The sequence below is a fragment of the Gordonia sp. X0973 genome (assembly GCF_013348785.1).
Classification (GTDB): domain Bacteria; phylum Actinomycetota; class Actinomycetes; order Mycobacteriales; family Mycobacteriaceae; genus Gordonia.
The window spans coordinates 2,078,228-2,097,765 of record NZ_CP054691.1; the positions used below are offsets into that span (position 1 = coordinate 2,078,228).

Genomic DNA, 19,538 nt, shown 5'->3' on the forward strand with positions numbered 1-19,538 from the left:
CAGCCGCGGATTCGGCGTGTTCACTCAGACATCGGCGAGTGCGACGGCAGGATCGGCCAGGCGAGCCCTGTCGACGACCCTCCCCGACTCGAGCAATGCCACCAGATCATCGCCGGCATCCCAGATGTTCACGTTCATCGCCGCGGCGACTTTGCCGTCGACGAGCCAGAACGCGAGGTATTCGAGGTCGTCGACACTGCCCCGGATCACCAGTTCGTCGTCGCCGGAGGCGAACCCGCGGTACTCCATCCCGAACTCGTACTGGTCGGTGTAGAAGTACGGCAGCCGCTCGTACTCCTCGTCGCCGCCGAGAACATTCGCCGCCGCCACTGTCGGTTGGTTGAGGGCGTTCGCCCAGTGTTCGACGCGCAACCGCCCGTACCGCGGGTGGTCGTGGTTGGCGATGTCGCCGACGGCGAAGATGTCCGGATCGCTGGTCCGCAGCCCCGCGTCGACATCGATTCCGTTGCCGACGGCCAGCCCGGCGTCACGGGCGAGGTCGACGACCGGCTCGGCCCCGATGCCGACGACGACCGTGTCCGCCGCCAACCGCTCCCCGCCGTCGATGACGACGACCCCGGGTTCGATCGATTCCACTCCCGTCCCCAGGCGCAGATCGACGCCGTGCCGGCGGTGCAGATCGGCGATGACCTCGCCCTGTCGCGCGCCCAGCACCTTCTCCAGCGGCACGTCGGCGGGTTCGACGACGGTCACCGCGGTGCCCGCGGCGCGAGCGGCCGCGGCCACCTCCAATCCGATCCAACCGGCACCGACGATCACCAGCGACTTGCCGTCGCCGAACTTCTCCCGCAGCAGATCGGAGTCGTCGAGGGTCCGCAGATAGAGGACGTCGGGCTTGCCGGGGAACGGGCGGGGCCTCGATCCGGTGGCGATGACGACCTTGTCGTAGGCCACCGACGTCCCGTCGGAGAGCCGAACCAGCTTGGCGTCGCGATCGATCTTCTCGGCGCTCACCCCGGTGCGCAGATCGACCTTGTGCTCGTCGTACCAGGCGCGGTCGTGGACGAAGACCGAATCGCGATCGTCCGCCCCCGAGAGATAGCCCTTCGACAGTGGCGGGCGTTCGTAGGGCAGATGAGATTCGGCGGCGACGAGCACGATCGGCCCGTCGAACCCCTTCTCGCGCAGTGCTTCGGCGGTCTTCGCTCCCGCAAGGCCGCCCCCGATGATCACCGTCGTATCAGCCATACATTTCAGGCTACGCCGCACCGCCGACGCGCCCGGGTCCGTCTTTCGCCGAATGGCCACGACCGCAGCGGAACCTCCGATGCATGCCGACGCCTTGAGACAATCAGACAATGGGCATATTTCCGAAGTCCGGTCCGACCGGCCGGTGGAGCACGTCGGCGGTGTGGCTCGACGACTTCCGGCAGGCGGCGGATGCGCGCGCGACGACCCCCGATCCGGACTGGGCCGGCGGCGCCCGGCTGGGGCCGGCGGTCGTCCGGAGTCTGCAACGCTTCCAGGTCGGCGAGAGCGGCGACGGCGAGGAACTCATCAACGCGGCCGTCGCGCACGGCGATGCCGACTACGCGCGTGCGGTGCACCTCTTCGTCGCCGAGGAACAGAACCATGCGCGGATGCTCGCCGAACTCCTCCACTCGGCCGGTCACCCCACGATCGACCGACACTGGAGCGACGCGGTGTTCATCCGGGTAAGGCGACTGGCGGGCTTGCGTGCCGAGGTGATGGTGCTCGCGGTGGCCGAGGTGATCGCGCTCCGCTACTACCGCGCACTCGCCGACGGGGGCGGCGACCCGCTCCTGCGCGAGGTATCGCTGCGCATCCTCGACGACGAGTTCCGCCACGTGGCGTTTCAAGGTTCCCGACTGGCCGAGGAGTTCGCGAGGACGACTCCGCCGTTCCGCCGTCTCGCGGGCGGCGTATGGACGGCCTTCGCCCTGGTCGTTGCCACCGTGGTCGCGATCGACCACGGTGCGGCCCTGGCCGCTACCGGACTGACCCGTCGGGGATTCGTCGCCGATTGCGCGGTCCTCTTCCGACGCTTCGCCGACCGCGCGTTCCGCTAGCAGAACCCGGCGCCGCGGCACCGCACGTCGTCACGGCCTCAGACAAACGACGGTGCCGCAGACCCGACCGGGATTGGTCGGGGCCTGCGGCACCGTGTCGTCGTCGATCAGTCGCGGTTAGGCGTCCGCAGCCGCCGGGGCGTCGTCGGCGACGGGGATCAGGCTGATCTTGCCGCGCTCGTCGATGTCGGCGATCTCCACGCGCAGCTTCGAGCCGACGTTCACCACGTCCTCGACCTTGTCGATGCGCTTGCCGTTGCCCAGCTTGGAGATGTGGACCAGGCCGTCGCGACCGGGCAGCAGCGAGACGAACGCGCCGAAGGCGGTGGTCTTGACGACCGTGCCCAGGAAGCGCTCGCCGACCTTCGGCAGCTGCGGGTTGGCGATGGCGTTGATCGCGTCGATCGCGGCCTGGGCCGACGGTCCGTCGACCGCGCCGACGAACACGGTGCCGTCGTCCTCGATCGAGATGTTGGCGCCGGTCTCCTCGGTGATGCCGTTGATGGTCTTGCCCTTGGGGCCGATCAGCTCGCCGATCTTGTCCATCGGGATCTTCACGGTGGTGATGCGCGGCGCGTACGGGCTCATCTCGTCCGGCTCGTCGATGGCCTCGGCCATCACGTCGAGGATCGTGAGTCGGGCGTCGCGGGCCTGGCTCAGCGCACCCGCGAGCACCTTCGACGGGATGCCGTCGAGCTTGGTGTCGAGCTGCAGAGCGGTCACGAAATCCTTCGTGCCGGCGACCTTGAAGTCCATGTCGCCGAAGGCGTCCTCGGCACCGAGGATGTCGGTCAGCGCCACGTAGCGGGTCTCGGTCTTGCCGTCGACGGTGACCTCGTCGGAGACCAGGCCCATCGCGATGCCGGCAACCGGCGCCTTCAGCGGCACACCGGCGTTGAGCAGCGACATCGTCGACGCACACACCGAGCCCATCGACGTCGAGCCGTTGGAGCCCAACGCCTCGGACACCTGGCGGATCGCGTACGGGAACTCCTCGACGCTCGGCAGCACCGGCACCAGGGCGCGCTCGGCGAGCGCACCGTGGCCGATTTCGCGGCGCTTGGGCGATCCGACGCGGCCGGTCTCACCGGTCGAGTACGGCGGGAAGTTGTAGTGGTGCATGTAGCGCTTGGACTTCTCCGGGCCGAGCGAGTCGATCTGCTGGGCCATCTTGACCATGTCGAGCGTGGTGACACCCATGATCTGGGTCTCGCCGCGCTCGAACAATGCGCTGCCGTGGGCGCGCGGGATGACCGCGACCTCGGCCGAGAGCGACCGGATGTCGGTGATGCCGCGGCCGTCGATGCGGAAATGGTCGGTCAGGATGCGCTGGCGCACGAGCTTCTTGGTCAGCGAGCGGTAGGCCGCGCCGATCTCCTTCTCGCGGCCCTCGAACTTCTCGCCGAGGCTGTCGAGCAGCTCCGCCTTCAGCTCGTCGGTCTTCTCGTCGCGCTCCTGCTTGCCCGCGATCGTCAGGATCTGGCCGAGCTTCTCCGCCGCGGCGGCCTCGACGGCCTCGTAGACGTCGCTCTCGTAGGGCGGGAACAGCGGGAACTCGCCGGTCGGCTTCGCGGCGGCGTCGGCGAGGCTCTTCTGGGCCTCACACAGGCGGGCGATGAACGGCTTGGCGGCCTCGAGGCCCTCCGCGACGATCGCCTCGGTCGGCGCCTGGGCACCGCCCGCGATGAGCTCGAGGACGTTGTCGGTGGCCTCGGCCTCGACCATCATGATCGCGACGTCGGCGTTGTCACCGGAGCCCTCCGTGATGCGGCCGGCGACGACCATGTTGAACACGGCGCCCTTGAGCTGCTCGACGGTCGGGAAGGCGACCCACTGGCCGGCCTTGTTCTCGTCGGTGGGGATGAGGGCGACGCGCACGCCGCCGACCGGGCCGGAGAACGGCAGGCCGGCGATCTGGGTCGACGCGGAGGCCGCGTTGATCGCGACGACGTCGTAGTACTCGTTCGGGTCGAGAGAGAGGATCGTCTCGATGACCTGGATCTCGTTGCGCAGGCCGTCGACGAACGTCGGGCGCAGCGGCCGGTCGATGAGGCGGCAGGTGAGGATCGCGTCGGTCGACGGGCGGCCCTCGCGGCGGAAGAACGAGCCGGGGATGCGGCCCGCGGCGTACATGCGCTCCTCGACGTCGACGGTCAGCGGGAAGAAGTCGAAGTGATCCTTCGGCGCCTTCGACGCGGAGGTCGTCGAGAGGATCATCGTCTCCTCGTCGAGGTAGGCGACGACCGAGCCGGAGGCCTGCAGCGCGAGGCGGCCGGTCTCGAAGCGGATGGTGCGGGTGCCGAAGCTGCCGTTGTCGATGATCGCGGTGGCTTCGGTGACGTCGTCTTCGTAGACGTCGATGTTGTCAGACATGTTTTTCGGGTGTGTCCCTTCGTGTCGGCGAGTCCTGGCGGACGCGCCGTGGATATGCGAAACGACACCGCTGCACGCCGAAGACGGCACGGTATCGGGAGACAGGCGCAGATATGCACAGAATCGCCGTGAACGCCGGTGTGCATGCGTCGCATGCGGTGCAGACGGCCTTCGATCGAAGCAGCCGGAACGAGGTTTTGCACTCTCGCCTTCCGGCGGCCACTACCGAGGACCGATCTGACTCGATCTTCCAGCGGTTCGGGTGACATCGGCAATCGACGATGTTTCCAACCGGCAGTTTAGCATCTGGGACTCCCGTGGCCGCGTCACATGCGCGGCCACGGGGTGGCGGGGGCCCGCGGCCGGGCCTACAGGAAGAAGGTCGCGCTCTCGAAAAGGATCTTCCCGTCGCGGATGTGGTAGGTCTCGGTGCCCCGGCGGTTGCCGCCGAGTTCGACGACGAGGTAGCCGTATTCGCCGTCGGCGACGAGGGTCTTCAACGTGTATTCCGGCTCGACGTCGCCGGTCGGCGAACCGAGTGCCTTCATCATCTCGGCCAGGTCGGTCTTGACCCACGCCTCGATCCCGGCGCGGCCGCGCACCGGACCGTCGGCGAAGGTGGTCATCACGACGCAGTCCTCGGCGTAGTCGGCCGCGATGGTCGCGGGGTCCATGGTGTTCATCGCCGCCATATGGTTCTGGAGGACCGCCATCGTCGACGCCGAGACGGGGTCGAGGTCGGTTGCAGCTGCTTGGGTCACGGGTTCTCCTTGATTCGGGTGCGGCCGTCGCGAGTGACGTCCGCCACATATCGATCATCGCGACGCGGGCGTCCGCCGAGTGTTCAACTTCTTGGACAGGGTTCGCGGGAACCGGCCCCGGCTACCGACCCCACCCGCGAGGGAATTAACCGGACCCTGGTCCGGTTGGAGGTGACATGAAGAACATCGGATTTCTCTCCTTCGGCCACTGGTCGCCCGGGAAGGGTTCGCAGACGCGCTCGGCGTCGGACGCGCTGCTGCAGTCGGTGGAGCTCGCCGTCGCTGCCGAGGAACTCGGCGCCGACGGCGCCTACTTCCGCGTCCACCACTTCGCGCGACAGCTGGCCTCGCCGTTCCCGCTACTCGCCGCCATCGGCGCCAAGACCGAAAGCATCGAGATCGGCACCGGCGTCATCGACATGCGCTACGAGAACCCGCTCTACATGGCCGAGGACGCCGGCGCCGCCGATCTGCTGTCGCGCGGACGGCTCCAGCTCGGGATCAGCCGGGGATCGCCCGAGCAGGTCATCGAGGGATACAAGTACTTCGGCTACGTCCCGGAGGAGGATTCCTCCGACGCCGAGATGGCCCGCGCCCACACCGCGACCTTCCTCCAGGCGATCGACGGTGCGCGGTTCGCCCAACCCAACCCGCGGCCCATGTTCCCCAATCCACCCGGCCCGTTGGGGATCGAACCCCAGTCCCCGGGCCTGCGCGACCGCATCTGGTGGGGTGCCGGCACCCGCGCCACCGCCGAGTGGACCGCCGCGCAGGGGATGAACCTGATGAGTTCGACACTGCTCACCGAGGACACCGGCGTGCCGTTCCACCAGTTGCAGGCCGAGCAGATCCAGCGCTTCCGCGACGCCTGGACCGAGGCCGGCCACGAGCGCGAGCCGCGCGTCTCGGTCAGCCGCAGCATCTTCGCCCTCGTCGACGACCGCGACCACGCCTACTTCGGCATGCGCGGCGACGACTCCGATCAAGTGGGCATCATCGACAACGTGAAGGCCCGCTTCGGCCGCAGCTATGCCGCCGAGCCCGACGAGTTGATCGAGCAGCTCCGCGAGGACGAGGCCATCGCCGCCGCCGACACCCTGCTGCTCACCGTGCCCAACCAGCTCGGCGTCGACTACAACGCCCACGTCATCGAGTCGATCCTCACCCACGTCGCGCCGGCACTCGGCTGGCGCTGAGGACCTCGATCGACGACCCTGCGCCGATCGACCGACGGCGTTGTTGAACTCTTCGATGGCAGACGTTAGATTCGCGACGTGACCGATCACGACCAGGGCGACACGGGCAGCTTTCGTTTCGAGAAAGAGTCGGTAGCACATTTCGGAAAGCAAATGTGGCGCGTATCGGACGATCTCGGACAAATCGACGCCATGTCGATATTGTCGAACGGCGCGACGGCCTGCCGCGGGACCGATTTGGAGCGCGGGCTCAAGAAGCGCGCGGTCGAACAGCACGACATCGTCACGGCGTTATCGGCCGGCCTGGACGAGTTCGGCAAAGAGGTGAAGCAGGCCGTCACCGCGGTCATGCGCACCGAAGACGAATCCGCGAACCGGATAACGAACGCCTACAAGCGCCTATGACACTCGGGATCAGCCAGGTCGAAGGTTTCTCCATTGGCTCGCTCACCGAAACCGCCGACGGCCTCAGTTCTGGCTCGGAGGCACTGGAGTCCAACGCCACCACCGTGATCAACAGCCTCGATCGGGTGTCGACCGATTGGAGCGGCGAAGCCAAGACCCAAGCCGCGGTCAAGGCGAAGGATCATGCCGATCAGATCAACGACCGCTCCAAGCGGTGGACCGATGCCGCGGTCGTGTTGCGGAACGCGGCGGATCAGCTCGGGAAGCTCAAGGACGAGATCATCGCCACGGCCAACGACATGATCGTGCGATACGTTTGCGACGTCGCCGACAACGGCGTCGCGACCGTCAAAGGCAGCTACCTGGCGATGCTCGCGGATGTCTACAAGGACGATCCGAAAGGCCTGGCCACCGCGCGTCATTCCGCTTTTTCCTTGGCGCAGAAGACCTCCTACAAGCTCGTCACCTTGCTGAACTCGATGGATGTGGCCGCCCAGTACTACGACTGGACGGTCGAGAGCGCACTCCTGGGATACGGGATTCATCCGACGGGCGCCCGTCCGTTCGTGCCGCGAATCCCACCTCCCCCCGCCGCCCCCAGCGGACCGATCGACGACGCGAATCGGGACGGCTCCGGACCCGCGCAATACGACACCTACAAGCCCAATCTCCTCAACCAGACCTATCTGCAAGGCCTGCGGGCCGCGGCACAATCCGGAGCACTCGCGACCTCCCCGGCCTTGCCGATCGCCGGACGCCTGATGCGTCACTTCTTCGGAAACTCCGGCAAGCCCTACAATTTCGACGTCGATACGATGCGCGGAGATATGCCGGGATTCGCCGGAACGGCGGATAACGACGCTCGCAGGCGGGCCAACGATGCGCTTTCGGTAATGCCCGAGGGCTATCACGGACCCGTGGCGTTTCAAGGGGCTTGGAACGAGGGCGACAAAGGATTCCGCCCGGATGCCACTTCCCATCCGGACTATTGGGCATCGCTGGGTACCTTCGCCTATCAGACGAGCGGCGTCTACATGCCGGAGGACGGCGGAAACGGTACCGGACCCGCCAATATCACCTATCAGACCAGCATCTACGACTACTACAACTGGGACACCACCAAGAAGAACTACTCGGAGCAGTACTCCGACCTGAACGATCTCCACCGTGCCGGCTGGGCCCAGAACTACCAGGTCTACGGAACGTCCGGGCCCTCATCGGTCACGGTCCCGCAGTGAACGGACTCGGGAGATTGGGAACTAAGGTGACGACCATGATCGGTGGATCCCGAGCCGCTACGACGATCGCCGCGGCGACCCTCATCGTGGTCGGCCTGGCGTCGTGCACCGTGGGTACCGGCCACCGCGCCGGTCAGCTGGCCGACCGAATCGGTGTGAGCGTGCCACCCGGCGCCACTCGTCTCGCGGTCGACGATCCGCCGGGCGGCGGTCAGGGCAGCTGTTCGAGCCTCGCGTTCCTACTCCCCCGAACCGAGTGGAAAAGCTATGTCGGCCAATACTTCTCCGTCGACACCCTCGACAAGCTGGATTCCGTTCCGGGATTCTGCGGGCACGCGCTGATCGACTGCGACGGCGGCGCCCTCGCCACCGGTTTTCAGGCCTCCGGGGACCACCGCGGCTTGAAGCGCTCACTCGAAGTCATCCCCGACTGCGTCGACGGCCAGGCGAAGATCGCCTGGGGGACCACCGGCTGAACCACCTGCCACGGGCGCGGCCACACCGGCCCCACTAGTGTCAGTCGCATGCGTTCTCCCACCCGTGCCGTCGTGTTCGACGTCGGCGAGACCCTGATCGACGAGACCCGGATCTGGATGCGCTGGGCACAGCGGCTCGGGGTCACCCCGCTGACCATGCTGGGCTTGATCGGTGCGTGCGCGGCGAACGACCAGCCGGTGACCGCGGCCTTCGACACGATCCGCCCCGGCTTCGACGTCGACGCGGAGGAAGCGGCGTGGGCCGCGGAGGACCCCACCGGACTGCGCAACACCTTCGACGCCGACGACCTCTATCCCGACGTCCGCTCCGCACTCGCGGCGTTGCGCGAGCGCGGCCTGCACCTCGTCGTCGCCGGCAACCAGCCCGCCCAGGCCCTGGCTGCGCTGCGGGCCATGAATCTGCCCGTCGACGAGATCCGCAACTCCGCCGAACTCGGCGTCGAGAAGCCGGCCCCCGGGTTCTTCACCGCGGTGGCCGAACTGGCCGGGTTCGCGCCCGAGGAAATCGCCTACGTCGGTGACCGCACCGACAACGACGTGCTGCCCGCCGCCGACTCCGGCATGCGGCCGATCCTGATCCGCCGCGGGCCCTGGGGCCACCTCCACGCCGTGCGACCGGAGGCGGCGCGGGCCACCGTCGTCGACTCGCTCGACGAGCTGGTGAACCTGCTCTAACCGTCGTGCTCGCGCAGCCAGGCGAGGAATCGCCGCCCGCGCGGCGAGAGTTCGTAGCCGACGTCGTGGCTGATCGTCAGGCCGAGCGCCTTCAACTTGCGGATGTCGGCCTTCATCGGTGCCAACTCGACGCCGCGCGACTCGGCGAGCCGCTTCGAGACGACCTCGGGATTGGCCTCGATCCACTCCAGGGTCTCGCGCGTCCAGCCCGCTCCGAGGCGGCGGTCGAGTACCGCTGTCTTTCCGGCGATGGCGGCGCACGCCTGCTCGTCGGGCAGTTCCTCGCGCAGCGCCAGGCGGGGGTCCTCGCCGACCCACTCCAGGTTGATCCGGTAGACGTGCGCTCCGCCGCGGGAGCCGCGCTCACTCGGTTTGCGGTCCGGACGCGGTGTCAGCGCTTTGCGAAGCGCGGCGGCGTCGCGCATACCGGCCGCGCGTGCGGCGCGGTCGGTCAGCTTCGCCAGGTCCGCGACCCGGGTGACGCGGGTGAACCGGACCAGCCCGGCCGGGGTCAGCTGGGTACCGCCGACCTTCACGCGGGGTGCATCCCACCTGCGGTATTGCGTGGTGACGGCACCCGTCCGGATCTGCTCGGCGATCATCCTGGAGATCAGCACACGACCAACCCTAGGCGTTGCCGCAGCCGAGGGTGACCGTCCAGACAAAGCGAGACACCGCCCGCGGTGCGGACGGTGTCTCGGATGTTCGGGCGTTGTGCGAGTCGCCTATCGACGCAGGCCGAGGCGCTCGATCAGCGAGCGGTAGCGCTCGACGTCGACCTTGGCGACGTACTTGAGCAGGCGACGACGGCGACCGACGAGCAGCAGCAGGCCACGACGGCTGTGGTGGTCGTGCTTGTGCTCCTTGAGGTGCTCGGTCAGGTCCTGGATGCGCTTGGTGAGCAGCGCGACCTGGGCCTCCGGCGAACCGGTGTCGGTCTCGTGCAGGCCGTACTCGGCCAGGATGGTCTTCTTCTGTTCGGCGGTCAGCGACATGGCTGCGCTCCTTCGGATTCTCAGTGCCGTGTTTCGAGTTCTCCCCCTGCGGGAGGGTGCGCCGCCACGGACTGCAGCAGCACCGACGAATGAATCTACCAGCGGCGCAGGTCGGGACCCAAATCCGCGCCGTCAGCCGCCGACGTGCACGACGTCGCGCCCCATCCACCACCAGACGATCCCGACGGCGACCGCGCCGGCGACAGATCCGCCGATGATCGCCAGGACGCTCCACGCCGCATATCCGGCCCGGGCACCGAAGCCGACCACGATCGCACCGAGGGCGACGACGAGTCCGGCCACCAGCATGAGCACCACCCACGGCGTCGGGCCGGCAACGGTCGCGGGAAGGTCCTCGGCGCCGATCATCGAGAGGTTGAGCGTCAGACGCAGCGGCCACAGGCAGACCGCCGCGGCCGTCACCGCCACCGCGGCACCACCCGCACCGGCCAGGACCAGCGGGATCGCGCGCGTCGCCCCGTTGCGCGCATCGGCTCGACCGGCCGTCACCGTGCCGACGACTCCGCAGGCCGCCACGACCAGACCGATCGCCAGACTCACCCAACCGAGGCCGAATTGCAGCGAGACATACGCGCGCGAATAGCCAAAGCCGATGCCGGTCGGTCGAATCGCCCCCAACCCCAAATCCGACAAATCCGCCCACGGTGCCACGCTGCACGCGGCGATGACCAGACCGGTGACGATCCACACCGCCGCCACCGCGCGGGAAAGGGTTGCGCTCATGCCCCTCAGCCAATCACAGCGATACCATCTTCTTCGTGAAGAACGTCCTCTATCTCGTCCTCGGCGTCATACTCGGCTTCTTTCTGCTGATCATCGGCATCAACGAAGTCTCCAAGAGCAATCCGACCTGCGGCGGGCAGACGATGAGCCACGGCGACCGATGCGTCTCCTCCAAGGGCGGCGAGAAGGACTACGACGCCCAGCTGAGTTCGGACCACCGCGGCGGCTACTTCATGATCGGAATCGGCGGCCTGATGGGCGTGGGCTCGCTCGCCGTCCTCGTCGGCGCGCTGGTGACGCGCGGCAAACAGCCGCAGCAGCACCCCGCGACTCCCGGTTTTCCGTCGGGCCACCAGCCGCCGCCACCGCCGGGGCTCGGTGCCCCGCCGCAGGCCGGACCCCCGGCATCCCAGCCGGGTTACGCCGCTCCCCCGCCGCCGCCCGGCTACATCGCCCCGCCACCGCCGCCACCGCGGGATCCCGGTCCGCTCTCGCCGCGGACCAAGGGCCAGTAGCGCTACTCCGGCACGGCGAGGACCACGCGGGTCTTGTCGACGTCGTCGGCGATGGCCTTGATCAGCTCGTCGATCGAATCGAAGCGCTCCATCGGCCGAATCCGGTCGACGAAGTCGACGGCGACGTGTTGCCCGTACAGGTCGGCCTTGGTGTCCAGCACGAAGGCTTCGACGGTGCGGGCGCGCCCGGAGAAGGTCGGGTTGGTGCCGACGGAAACCGCCGCCGGATACCGCTCCCCGTGCTTGACCTCGCCCAGCGTCGCGCCGGGGCCGATCACGGTGAACCAACACGCGTACACCCCGTCGGCCGGGATGGCCGCATGCATGGGCGGGGCGACGTTGGCCGTCGGGAAGCCCAGTTCCCGTCCCCGGCCGTCACCGCGCACCACGACGCCCTCGACGCGATGCGGGCGGCCCAGCGCCTCCGCCGCCGACGCCACGTCACCGGCCGCGACACAGGAACGGATATAGGTCGACGAGAAGGTGACGGCGTGTTCCCCGAACAGGGAGACCGCCTCCACCTCGAACCCGAACCGCTCGCCGAATTCGCGCAGCTTGTCGACGTTGCCGGCCGCCTTGTGCCCGAAGGTGAAGTTGTCGCCGACCACCACCACCGCCGCGTGCAGCGTCTCGACGAGGACGCCGTGGGCGAAGTCCTTGGGCGATCGCGCGGCCAACGCCGGGGTGAACGGCATGACGCAGAACACGTCGATGCCCATCTCCTCGGCCAGCTCCGCGCGACGGGTCAGCGTCGAGAGCTGCGGCGGATGGGTGCCCGGCCGCACCACCTCGGCGGGATGCGGGTCGAAGGTCATCAGCACTGACGGCAGTCCGCGCTCCGCGGCCGCCGTCGTCGCCGCCTTGATCAGCTGGGCATGCCCGCGGTGCACCCCGTCGAACACACCGATCGTGACCACGCAGCGGCCCCAGTCAGCTGGAATGTCGTCCAGACCTCGCCATCGCAACACTCCGCTCACCTTACCCGTCCACGCGGGGCGCAATCGGGCGCCGGGCATCACTAGACTGAACGCCATGCCACGTGGGAACGAACGGTCGGAACTGACGTCGGTCGCCCAGGACTATCTGAAGGTGATCTGGGCCGCCCGCGAGTGGGACGAGGTCAAAGTCACCACCTCGATGATCGCCGAGCGCCTCGAGGTATCGCCGTCGACCGCGTCGGAGGGGATTCGCAAACTCTCCGAGCAGGGCCTGCTCGAGCACGAGAAATACGGCGCGATCACGCTGACGGAGGCGGGCCGTCGCGCCGCCGTCGGCATGGTGCGCCGCCACCGGCTCCTGGAGACCTACCTGGTCTCCGAACTGGGCTACACGTGGGACGAGGTCCACGACGAGGCGGAGATCCTCGAGCACGCGGTGAGCGATCGGCTGATGGAGCGGATGGACGCCAAACTCGGCCACCCGCGCCGCGACCCGCACGGCGACCCCATTCCCTCACCCGACGGGGAGATCACCAGCCCGGAGGTCTGCCTGCTGGCCGACCTCGCCGACGGCGAATCGGGCACCATCGCCCGTATCTCCGACACCGATCCGGCGATGCTGCGCTATTTCGACGAGGTCGGTATCGCACTCGACGGCCGCGTGCGCGTCACCGAGAAGCGGCCGTTCGCCGGCACGACGACCATCACCGTCGACGACGCGGAGCAGGCGATCACCCTCGGCGACGTCGCGGCCAGGGCGATCTTCGTCGCACCCTGATCGTCGTCAGTGGTCCTGCTCGCCGATGCGGTGGACGTGGATCATGTTCGTCGAGCCGACGGTCGCCGGTGGCGCCCCGGCGACGATGACCACGGTGTCGCCCGGCTCCATCCGCCCGTCGGCGAGCAGGATCCGGTCCACCTCGTCGATCATGTCGTCGGTGTTCCCGACCCGCCCGACGATGAAGGTCTCGGTGCCCCAGCTCAGGGTCAGCTGGTTGCGGATCTCGGGGATCGGGGTGAACGCCAACAGCGGCAGCGGTGAGTGCAGCCGCGCCAGCCGTCGCACGGTGTCGCCGGACTGCGTGAACGCGACGAGGGCCTTCACCGACAGTCGCTCGCCGATGTCGCGGGCGGCGTAGGAGATCACGCCGCGGCGGGTGCGCGGCAGATGGTCCAGCGGCGGCACGGAACGCGACCCGCCCTCGACGGCGCAACAGATGCGGTTCATCGTCGCGACCGCCTGCACCGGATACTTGCCCACCGAGGTCTCCCCGGAGAGCATGACCGCGTCGGCGCCGTCCAGCACGGCGTTGGCCACGTCGGAGGCCTCGGCCCGCGTCGGGCGGGAGTTTTCGATCATCGACTCGAGCATCTGCGTGGCGACGATGACCGGCTTGGCGTTCTCCCGCGCCATCTGGATGGCCTTCTTCTGGACCAGCGGAACCTCCTCCAGCGGGAGTTCCACCCCCAGGTCGCCGCGGGCGACCATGATCGCGTCGAAGGCCAACACGATGGCCTCGAGATTCTCGACGGCTTCGGGCTTCTCCAGTTTGGCGATCACCGGGACGCGGCGGCCGACGCGGTCCATCACCTCGTGGACGAGTTCGATGTCGGCCGGACTGCGCACGAAGGACAACGCGATGAGGTCGACCCCGAGCTTGAGGGCGAATTCCAGGTCGGCGATGTCCTTCTCCGACAGCGCGGGCACCGACACGTTCATCCCGGGCAGCGACAACCCCTTGTTGTTGCTGACCGGGCCGCCCTCGGTGACCGTGCAGACCACGTCGTTGCCGTCGATCGCGATGACGGCCAGCCCGACCTTGCCGTCGTCGACGAGCAGGCGGTCGCCGACCTGCGCGTCACGGGCCAGCTGCTTATACGTCGTACCGACCCGGTCGTGGTCGCCGACCACGTCGTCGACGGTGATCCGAACGGTCTCGCCTGCCGCCCACTCGACCTTCCCGTCGCCGCCGAACCGGCCCAGCCGGATCTTCGGGCCCTGCAGGTCGGCGAGCACGCCCACCGCGTCTCCGGTCGACTCCGCCACCTCGCGGACGAAGCCGTACATCGCCGCGTGGTCGTCGTGGGTGCCGTGGCTGAAGTTCAGCCGCGCGACATTCATCCCGCTGTCGACCAGTTCGCGGATCTTCTCGACGGACGCGGTCGCGGGGCCCATGGTGCAGACGATCTTCGTTCGACGTTTCACGCAAGCCAGCGTAGTCGCCGCCGTCGACGACCCCCACCGCGGCCGGTACTGCGCGACAACCCGTCACGCATCTTTCACGTACCCGCAATCAGCAGCGGCGATTCGGTGCCTGATCAGCTCTCGTCGGACGTGTGACCGGCATCGCCCTCACCGGATTCGTCGACGTCGGTCTCATCGTCGGCCGCCTTCTCGGCGGCGGTCTCGGCCGCTGGCTTCACCCGGCGGACGATGTTCGGCGTCTTGGCCACCGCCGGTTCGGCCGGCTCCGCCTTCTCCTCGAACAGCGCCGCCAAGCGGTTCAGTGAGGCCAACAGATTGTCCGGTCCGGTTGCCTGCGCCCGTTCGACGCGCTTGGTGTCGTCGGGGTCCAGCTGGGTCCAGTCGTAGGTGTGGGTGACCTTCGTGTGACCGTCGTCGATCGCGTCACACTCCCAGCGCCACAGGTGTCCGGGCGGGGTCTTGCCGACCTCGGAGGGCATCCACGCGATGCGCTTGCCCTCGGTGAATTCGACGATCTTGTTCTCCCGGACGCGTCCGCTGGTGTTGGTCATGGCGAAGGTGTCTCCCACCGCCGTGACGCGCTGCCCCGCCTCCGCCTGGTCCAGGTTGTCGTTGCCGTCGATGCGCGGCTGCTGGGCCGGATCGGCGATGATCTCGAAAATCTCCGAGGCGGGGGCCTCGATCTCGCGGCTCACGCTGACGATCCGCACGGTGTCGTCGAACTCGAAGACGGGCCCGTCGTCCTCGGACGCCACCGTGGTCGCGAGCGCGGCCGCGGGTTCACTCGACGTGACTTCCGGTTCAGGCTCCGACTCGGCCGGTGCGACCTCGGGTTCCGGATCGGCCGCTGCGGCCTCGGGCTCGGTTTCCGGCTCGGCCGTGACTTCGGATTCGGCTTCCGGCTCCGCCGGTGCGACCTCGGCGTCCGGCTCGACCGGCGTGGGTTCGGGTTCGGGTTCGGCCGCGGCCGGCAACGCCTCGGGTGCCGTCGGCGCGATCTCCTGCTCGACCGGCGGGACGTCGGGTTCGACCGCCGTGTCGCGGGCCCACGGATCGATGTAGCCGACCTTGCCCTCGGCCTCGAGTTCCGCGGCCTTCTTGGGCCGGTACATCGAGAGTCCCAGTTCCCTGCCCTTCTTCGCGGCGAGGAAATACGCGAAGGCGCAGGCGAAGACGACGACCGAGACGATCGAGTTGACGCGGATGCCCATGCCGAAGGGTTCAGAGGCGTGATCGTCGCGCATCAGCTCGATGAAGAATCGGCCGAAGCAGTAGCCCATGACGTACAGGGCGAACAGTCGGCCGTGGCCCACCCGGAAGTAGCGGTCCACCAGGACCAGGACGATGACGAAGAAGACATTCCAGAGGAGTTCGTACAGGAAGGTCGGATGGACCAGCGCGATCCGCTGGCCGGTGGACACCCCGGTCATGTCGTCGGGCAGGCGGCGGAAGATCTCCAATGCCCAGGGCTTGTCGGTGGGTCGCCCGTAGACCTCCTGGTTGAAGTAGTTGCCGAGGCGCCCGATCGCCTGGGCGAGCAGGATCGGCGGCGCGATGGCGTCGCCGAAGGACGGCAGCTTGATCCCGTAGACGCGACATCCGATCCAGGCTCCGAGCGCGCCGAGTGCGACCGCGCCCCAGATGCCGAGGCCGCCCTCCCAGATCTTCAGCGCGTCGATCGGGTGCTTATTCGGGTCCACGCCCCCGAAATAGGTTCGCCAGTCGGTCATCACGTGGTACAGCCGGCCGCCGATCAGGCCGAAGGGCACGGCGAAGATCGCCACGTCGAGTACCTCGCCCGGCTGGCCGCCCCGCGCGATCCAGCGGCGCGAGCCCCACCAGAGGGCCACGATGATGCCGACGACGATGCACAGCGCATAGGCGCGGATCGGAATCGGGCCGAGTTGCCAAACCCCTTGGGGCGGACTGGGGATGTAAGCCAGGACCTGCGCGGATTTCACTCGATCCACACTAGTGGACCAACGCTCAATACTGCTTACGCACACCCTCGGCGAGCTCGGCGACCAACCCGGACAGCTCGTCGAGGCCCTGCTCCGCCGCGGTGACCAGCGCGGACCCGACGATGACGCCGTCGGCGTACTCGGCGATCTCCGCGGCCTGACGGCCGTCGCGCACGCCGAGGCCGACGCCGATCGGGATGTCGGAGTGTTCGCGGACCCGCGCGCACAGCTCCGGCGCCAGGTTCGAGACCTCGTCGCGGGCGCCGGTCACGCCCATCGTCGACGAGGCGTAGACGAACCCGCGGCAGTGGTCGAGCGTCATCGCCAGGCGTTCCGGCGTCGACGAGGGGGCGACCAGATAGATCCGGTCGAGGTCGTGCGCGTCCGAGGCCGCCTCCCACTCCGCGCCCTCGTCGGGGATCAGGTTGGGGGTGATGATGCCCATTCCGCCGGCCGCGGCCAGATCGCGGGCAAAGGCGTCGACGCCGTATTTGAGGACGAGATTCCAGTAGACCATCACGACCGGTTTGCCGCCCGCGGCGGCGACCGTCTCGGTCGCGGCGAAGACGTCGCGGACCCGACTGCCCGCGGCCAGGGCCTGCTGGGTCGCCTTGGCGATCGTCGGGCCGTCCATCACCGGATCCGAGTACGGGATGCCGACCTCGACGATGTCGCAGCCGGATTCGACCATGATCCGCATCGATTCGAGCGAATCGGCGACCGTCGGGTACCCCACCGGGAGGTAGCCGATCAGCGCGGCGCGGTCTTCGGCCCGACATGCCGCGAAAGTCTCCGCGAGACGGGAGGCCGGCGCAGACGTGGTCATCGACCGCTCTCCTTCTTGGCTTGCCGGGCGGCGTATTCGAACTCTGAGGGCGGCTTGTCGAAGAGGCCGAACCACTTGGCGGCGGTGTCGACGTCCTTGTCGCCGCGACCGGACAGGTTCACGACGATGACCGCGCCCTCGCCCAGCTCCTGCCCGAGTGTCAGCGCACCGGCGACGGCATGCGACGACTCGATCGCCGGGATGATGCCCTCCCGGTGCGACAGCAGCCGGAGCGCCTCCATCGCCTCGGTGTCGGTCACCGGGCGGTACTCGGCCCGCCCGACGTCCTTGAGGTAGGCGTGCTCGGGGCCGACGCCGGGATAGTCGAGTCCGGCGGAGATCGAATGGGATTCGATGGTCTGGCCGTCCTCGTCCTGCAGCAGGTACGAGTACGCGCCCTGGAAGGCGCCGGGCGATCCGCCGGTGAAGGTCGCGGCGTGGCGGCCCGTCTCGACGCCGTCGCCTGCTGCCTCGAAACCGACCAGGCGCACCGACTCGTCGTCGATGAACGGGTGGAAGATGCCGATCGCGTTCGATCCGCCGCCGACGCAGGCGGCGACCGCGTCGGGCAGCCGCCCCGCCTGCTCGAGGATCTGCGCCCGGGCCTCGAGCCCGACGACGCGCTGCAGGTCGCGGACCATCATCGGGAACGGGTGCGGTCCGGCCGCCGTGCCGAAGCAGTAGTAGGTGTTGTGCGCGTTGGTGACCCAGTCGCGCATGGCCTCGTTGATCGCGTCCTTCAGCGTGGCCGAGCCGGTCTCCACGGCGACCACGTCGGCCCCCAACAGGCGCATCCGCGCCACGTTGAGCGCCTGGCGCTCGGTGTCCACGCGGCCCATGTAGATCAGGCACTCCAGGCCGAGGAGGGCGCAGGCGGTGGCGGTGGCGACGCCGTGCTGCCCGGCGCCGGTCTCGGCGATGACCCGCGTCTTGCCCATCCGCTGGGCCAGCAGCGCCTGGCCGAGGACGTTGTTGATCTTGTGCGAGCCGGTGTGGTTGAGGTCCTCGCGCTTGAGGAACAGCCGCGCCCCGCCGGCGTACTCCGCCAACCGGGTCGCCTCGTACAGCGGCGACGGGCGCCCGGTGTAGTCGCGCTGCAACCGGTCCAGCTCGGCCAGATAGGCGTCGTCGGTGCGCATCTTCTCGTAGGTGACGGTCACCTCGTCGATGACGGCCATCAGCGCCTCGGGGACGTGGCGCCCGCCGTAGTCGCCGAAATGCCCACCGGCGTCCGGTTCGATCGAGGTGCGGCCGGCCACCCCGGCGCTCGCCGGCGGATAGTTCCCCGGCTTGCCGTGCCCGGCCATTATCGAGCGGGCTTCGGGCACGACGGGTGGGTGCCTGCGGTGACGAGTTCGGCGACGGCGGTGCGCGGATCGCCGCTGGTGACCAGCCCTTCGCCGACGAGGACGGCGTCGGCGCCCGCTCCGGCGTAGGCGAGCAGATCGGCGGTGCCGCGGATTCCCGACTCGGCGATCTTGATGACGTCGGTGGGCAGGCCGGGGGCGATCCGTGCGAAGGAGTCGCGGTCGACCTCGAGGGTCTTCAGGTTGCGCGCGTTGATCCCGACGACCTTGGCGCCGGCCCGCAGGGCACGGTCGGCCTCCTCCTCGGTGTGCGCCTCGACGAGTGCCGTCATGCCCAGCGATTCGGTGCGGTCGAGCAGCGACTCGAGCACGTTCTGTTCGAGTGCGGCGACGATCAGGAGGATCACGTCGGCGCCGTGGGCGCGCGCCTCGTGGATCTGGTACGGCCCGACGACGAAGTCCTTCCGCAGGATCGGCAGGTCGACGGCCGCGCGCACCGCGTCGAGATCGGCCAGGGAGCCGCGGAAACGGCGCTCCTCGGTGAGCACGCTGACGATCCGCGCGCCGCCCTCTTCGTAGATGCTCGCCAATTCGGCGGGATCGGCGATCGTCGCGAGATCGCCGCGCGACGGGCTGGCCCGCTTCACCTCGGCGATGACCCCGATGCCCGGCTGGCGCAGCGCCGCCATCGCGTCGCGCGGCGGTGTGGCGGCCTCGGAAGCCTTCTTGATCGCGGCGTAGTCGATCTTCGCCTCGCGGGCGGCGACATCGGCTTTGACGCCCTCGATGATCTCGTCGAGAACTGTCGGCATTGCCATTGGCGTCTCACCTCCCGGCCCGTCTCGGCCCC

Annotated in this window: 20 protein-coding genes; 8 read left to right on the plus strand and 12 right to left on the minus strand. The window is 68.6% G+C overall.

The annotated features are described in order from the left end of the window. Positions 1 to 24 precede the first annotated feature (24 nt). Positions 25 to 1,209 carry an NAD(P)/FAD-dependent oxidoreductase gene (locus tag HUN08_RS10150; RefSeq protein ID WP_124246581.1) on the minus strand — a complete coding sequence of 395 codons (1,185 nt, stop codon included), beginning with the start codon at positions 1,207 to 1,209 and terminating at the stop codon, positions 25 to 27. 110 nt (positions 1,210 to 1,319) lie between these two features. On the opposite strand from HUN08_RS10150, the gene HUN08_RS10155 reads away from it, so the two are divergent. Continuing rightward, positions 1,320 to 2,051, plus strand: coding sequence for a ferritin-like domain-containing protein (locus HUN08_RS10155; protein ID WP_124246582.1), 732 nt, complete (start codon positions 1,320 to 1,322; stop codon positions 2,049 to 2,051). 117 nt (positions 2,052 to 2,168) lie between these two features. Here HUN08_RS10155 and HUN08_RS10160 read toward each other — a convergent pair whose 3' ends face one another. Both HUN08_RS10160 and HUN08_RS10165 read right to left on the minus strand, forming a co-directional pair. Further along, the gene (locus HUN08_RS10160; protein ID WP_124246583.1) at positions 2,169 to 4,424 is read right to left on the minus strand and encodes a polyribonucleotide nucleotidyltransferase; all 2,256 of its coding nucleotides are present in this window, start codon (positions 4,422 to 4,424) and stop codon (positions 2,169 to 2,171) included. A 368-nt stretch (positions 4,425 to 4,792) separates the two neighbouring features. Further along, a complete protein-coding gene (locus tag HUN08_RS10165) occupies positions 4,793 to 5,185 on the minus strand; it encodes a nuclear transport factor 2 family protein (protein WP_124246584.1) in 393 nt (130 codons plus the stop codon). A gap of 176 nt (positions 5,186 to 5,361) precedes the next feature. Between HUN08_RS10165 and HUN08_RS10170 the strand changes: the two genes are divergently transcribed. The 5 genes from HUN08_RS10170 to HUN08_RS10190 all read left to right on the plus strand — a co-directional run bounded on the left by HUN08_RS10170 (position 5,362) and on the right by HUN08_RS10190 (position 9,196). Then, on the plus strand, positions 5,362 to 6,381 hold the full coding sequence (locus tag HUN08_RS10170; RefSeq protein ID WP_124246585.1) for an LLM class flavin-dependent oxidoreductase: 1,020 nt from the start codon (positions 5,362 to 5,364) through the stop codon (positions 6,379 to 6,381). Positions 6,382 to 6,459: 78 nt separating this feature from the next. Then, positions 6,460 to 6,786, plus strand: a complete 327-nt coding sequence (locus HUN08_RS10175) for a hypothetical protein (protein ID WP_124246586.1) — start codon at positions 6,460 to 6,462, stop codon at positions 6,784 to 6,786. Next, on the plus strand, positions 6,783 to 8,024 hold the full coding sequence (locus tag HUN08_RS10180) for a hypothetical protein (protein WP_124246587.1): 1,242 nt from the start codon (positions 6,783 to 6,785) through the stop codon (positions 8,022 to 8,024). The genes HUN08_RS10175 and HUN08_RS10180 overlap by 4 nt, the downstream gene beginning before the upstream one ends. A 35-nt stretch (positions 8,025 to 8,059) precedes the next feature. Then, a complete protein-coding gene (locus HUN08_RS10185) occupies positions 8,060 to 8,500 on the plus strand; it encodes a hypothetical protein (RefSeq protein WP_124246588.1) in 441 nt (146 codons plus the stop codon). Positions 8,501 to 8,548: 48 nt separating this feature from the next. After that, entirely contained in the window at positions 8,549 to 9,196 is a 648-nt protein-coding gene (locus HUN08_RS10190; protein ID WP_124246589.1) for an HAD family hydrolase, read from the plus strand. Here the strand turns inward: HUN08_RS10190 and HUN08_RS10195 are convergent. The 3 genes from HUN08_RS10195 to HUN08_RS10205 form a co-directional block, all read right to left on the minus strand. After that, on the minus strand, positions 9,193 to 9,813 hold the full coding sequence (locus HUN08_RS10195; RefSeq protein ID WP_124246590.1) for an ASCH domain-containing protein: 621 nt from the start codon (positions 9,811 to 9,813) through the stop codon (positions 9,193 to 9,195). The genes HUN08_RS10190 and HUN08_RS10195 overlap by 4 nt on opposite strands. 108 nt (positions 9,814 to 9,921) lie before the next feature. Next, the gene (gene rpsO, locus HUN08_RS10200; RefSeq protein WP_124246591.1) at positions 9,922 to 10,191 is read right to left on the minus strand and encodes a 30S ribosomal protein S15; all 270 of its coding nucleotides are present in this window, start codon (positions 10,189 to 10,191) and stop codon (positions 9,922 to 9,924) included. Between the two features lie 132 nt (positions 10,192 to 10,323). Beyond that, positions 10,324 to 10,935, minus strand: coding sequence for a hypothetical protein (locus HUN08_RS10205; RefSeq protein ID WP_124246592.1), 612 nt, complete (start codon positions 10,933 to 10,935; stop codon positions 10,324 to 10,326). Between the two features lie 35 nt (positions 10,936 to 10,970). Between HUN08_RS10205 and HUN08_RS10210 the strand changes: the two genes are divergently transcribed. Next, the gene (locus HUN08_RS10210; RefSeq protein ID WP_124246593.1) at positions 10,971 to 11,450 is read left to right on the plus strand and encodes a hypothetical protein; all 480 of its coding nucleotides are present in this window, start codon (positions 10,971 to 10,973) and stop codon (positions 11,448 to 11,450) included. A 2-nt stretch (positions 11,451 to 11,452) separates the two neighbouring features. Here the strand turns inward: HUN08_RS10210 and HUN08_RS10215 are convergent, their stop codons facing one another. After that, positions 11,453 to 12,418 (minus strand): bifunctional riboflavin kinase/FAD synthetase, encoded by a 966-nt coding sequence (locus HUN08_RS10215; protein ID WP_124246594.1) that lies wholly within the window; start codon positions 12,416 to 12,418, stop codon positions 11,453 to 11,455. Positions 12,419 to 12,482: 64 nt separating this feature from the next. Between HUN08_RS10215 and HUN08_RS10220 the strand changes: the two genes are divergently transcribed. Further along, on the plus strand, positions 12,483 to 13,166 hold the full coding sequence (locus tag HUN08_RS10220; protein ID WP_124246595.1) for a metal-dependent transcriptional regulator: 684 nt from the start codon (positions 12,483 to 12,485) through the stop codon (positions 13,164 to 13,166). Between the two features lie 6 nt (positions 13,167 to 13,172). On the opposite strand, the gene pyk is transcribed toward HUN08_RS10220, so the two are convergent. The 5 genes from pyk to trpC form a co-directional block, all read right to left on the minus strand. Further along, positions 13,173 to 14,594, minus strand: a complete 1,422-nt coding sequence (gene pyk / locus HUN08_RS10225; protein ID WP_124246596.1) for a pyruvate kinase — start codon at positions 14,592 to 14,594, stop codon at positions 13,173 to 13,175. Positions 14,595 to 14,707: 113 nt separating this feature from the next. Then, entirely contained in the window at positions 14,708 to 16,555 is a 1,848-nt protein-coding gene (gene lgt / locus HUN08_RS10230) for a prolipoprotein diacylglyceryl transferase (RefSeq protein WP_301546666.1), read from the minus strand. A 25-nt stretch (positions 16,556 to 16,580) separates the two neighbouring features. After that, on the minus strand, positions 16,581 to 17,381 hold the full coding sequence (gene trpA / locus HUN08_RS10235; protein ID WP_124246598.1) for a tryptophan synthase subunit alpha: 801 nt from the start codon (positions 17,379 to 17,381) through the stop codon (positions 16,581 to 16,583). Beyond that, positions 17,378 to 18,688 carry a tryptophan synthase subunit beta gene (trpB, locus tag HUN08_RS10240; protein ID WP_124246661.1) on the minus strand — a complete coding sequence of 437 codons (1,311 nt, stop codon included), beginning with the start codon at positions 18,686 to 18,688 and terminating at the stop codon, positions 17,378 to 17,380. The genes trpA and trpB overlap by 4 nt, the downstream gene beginning before the upstream one ends. After that, positions 18,688 to 19,506: an indole-3-glycerol phosphate synthase TrpC gene (trpC, locus tag HUN08_RS10245; RefSeq protein ID WP_124246599.1), complete on the minus strand. Its 819-nt coding sequence runs from the start codon at positions 19,504 to 19,506 to the stop codon at positions 18,688 to 18,690. The genes trpB and trpC overlap by 1 nt, the downstream gene beginning before the upstream one ends. Positions 19,507 to 19,538 lie beyond the last annotated feature (32 nt).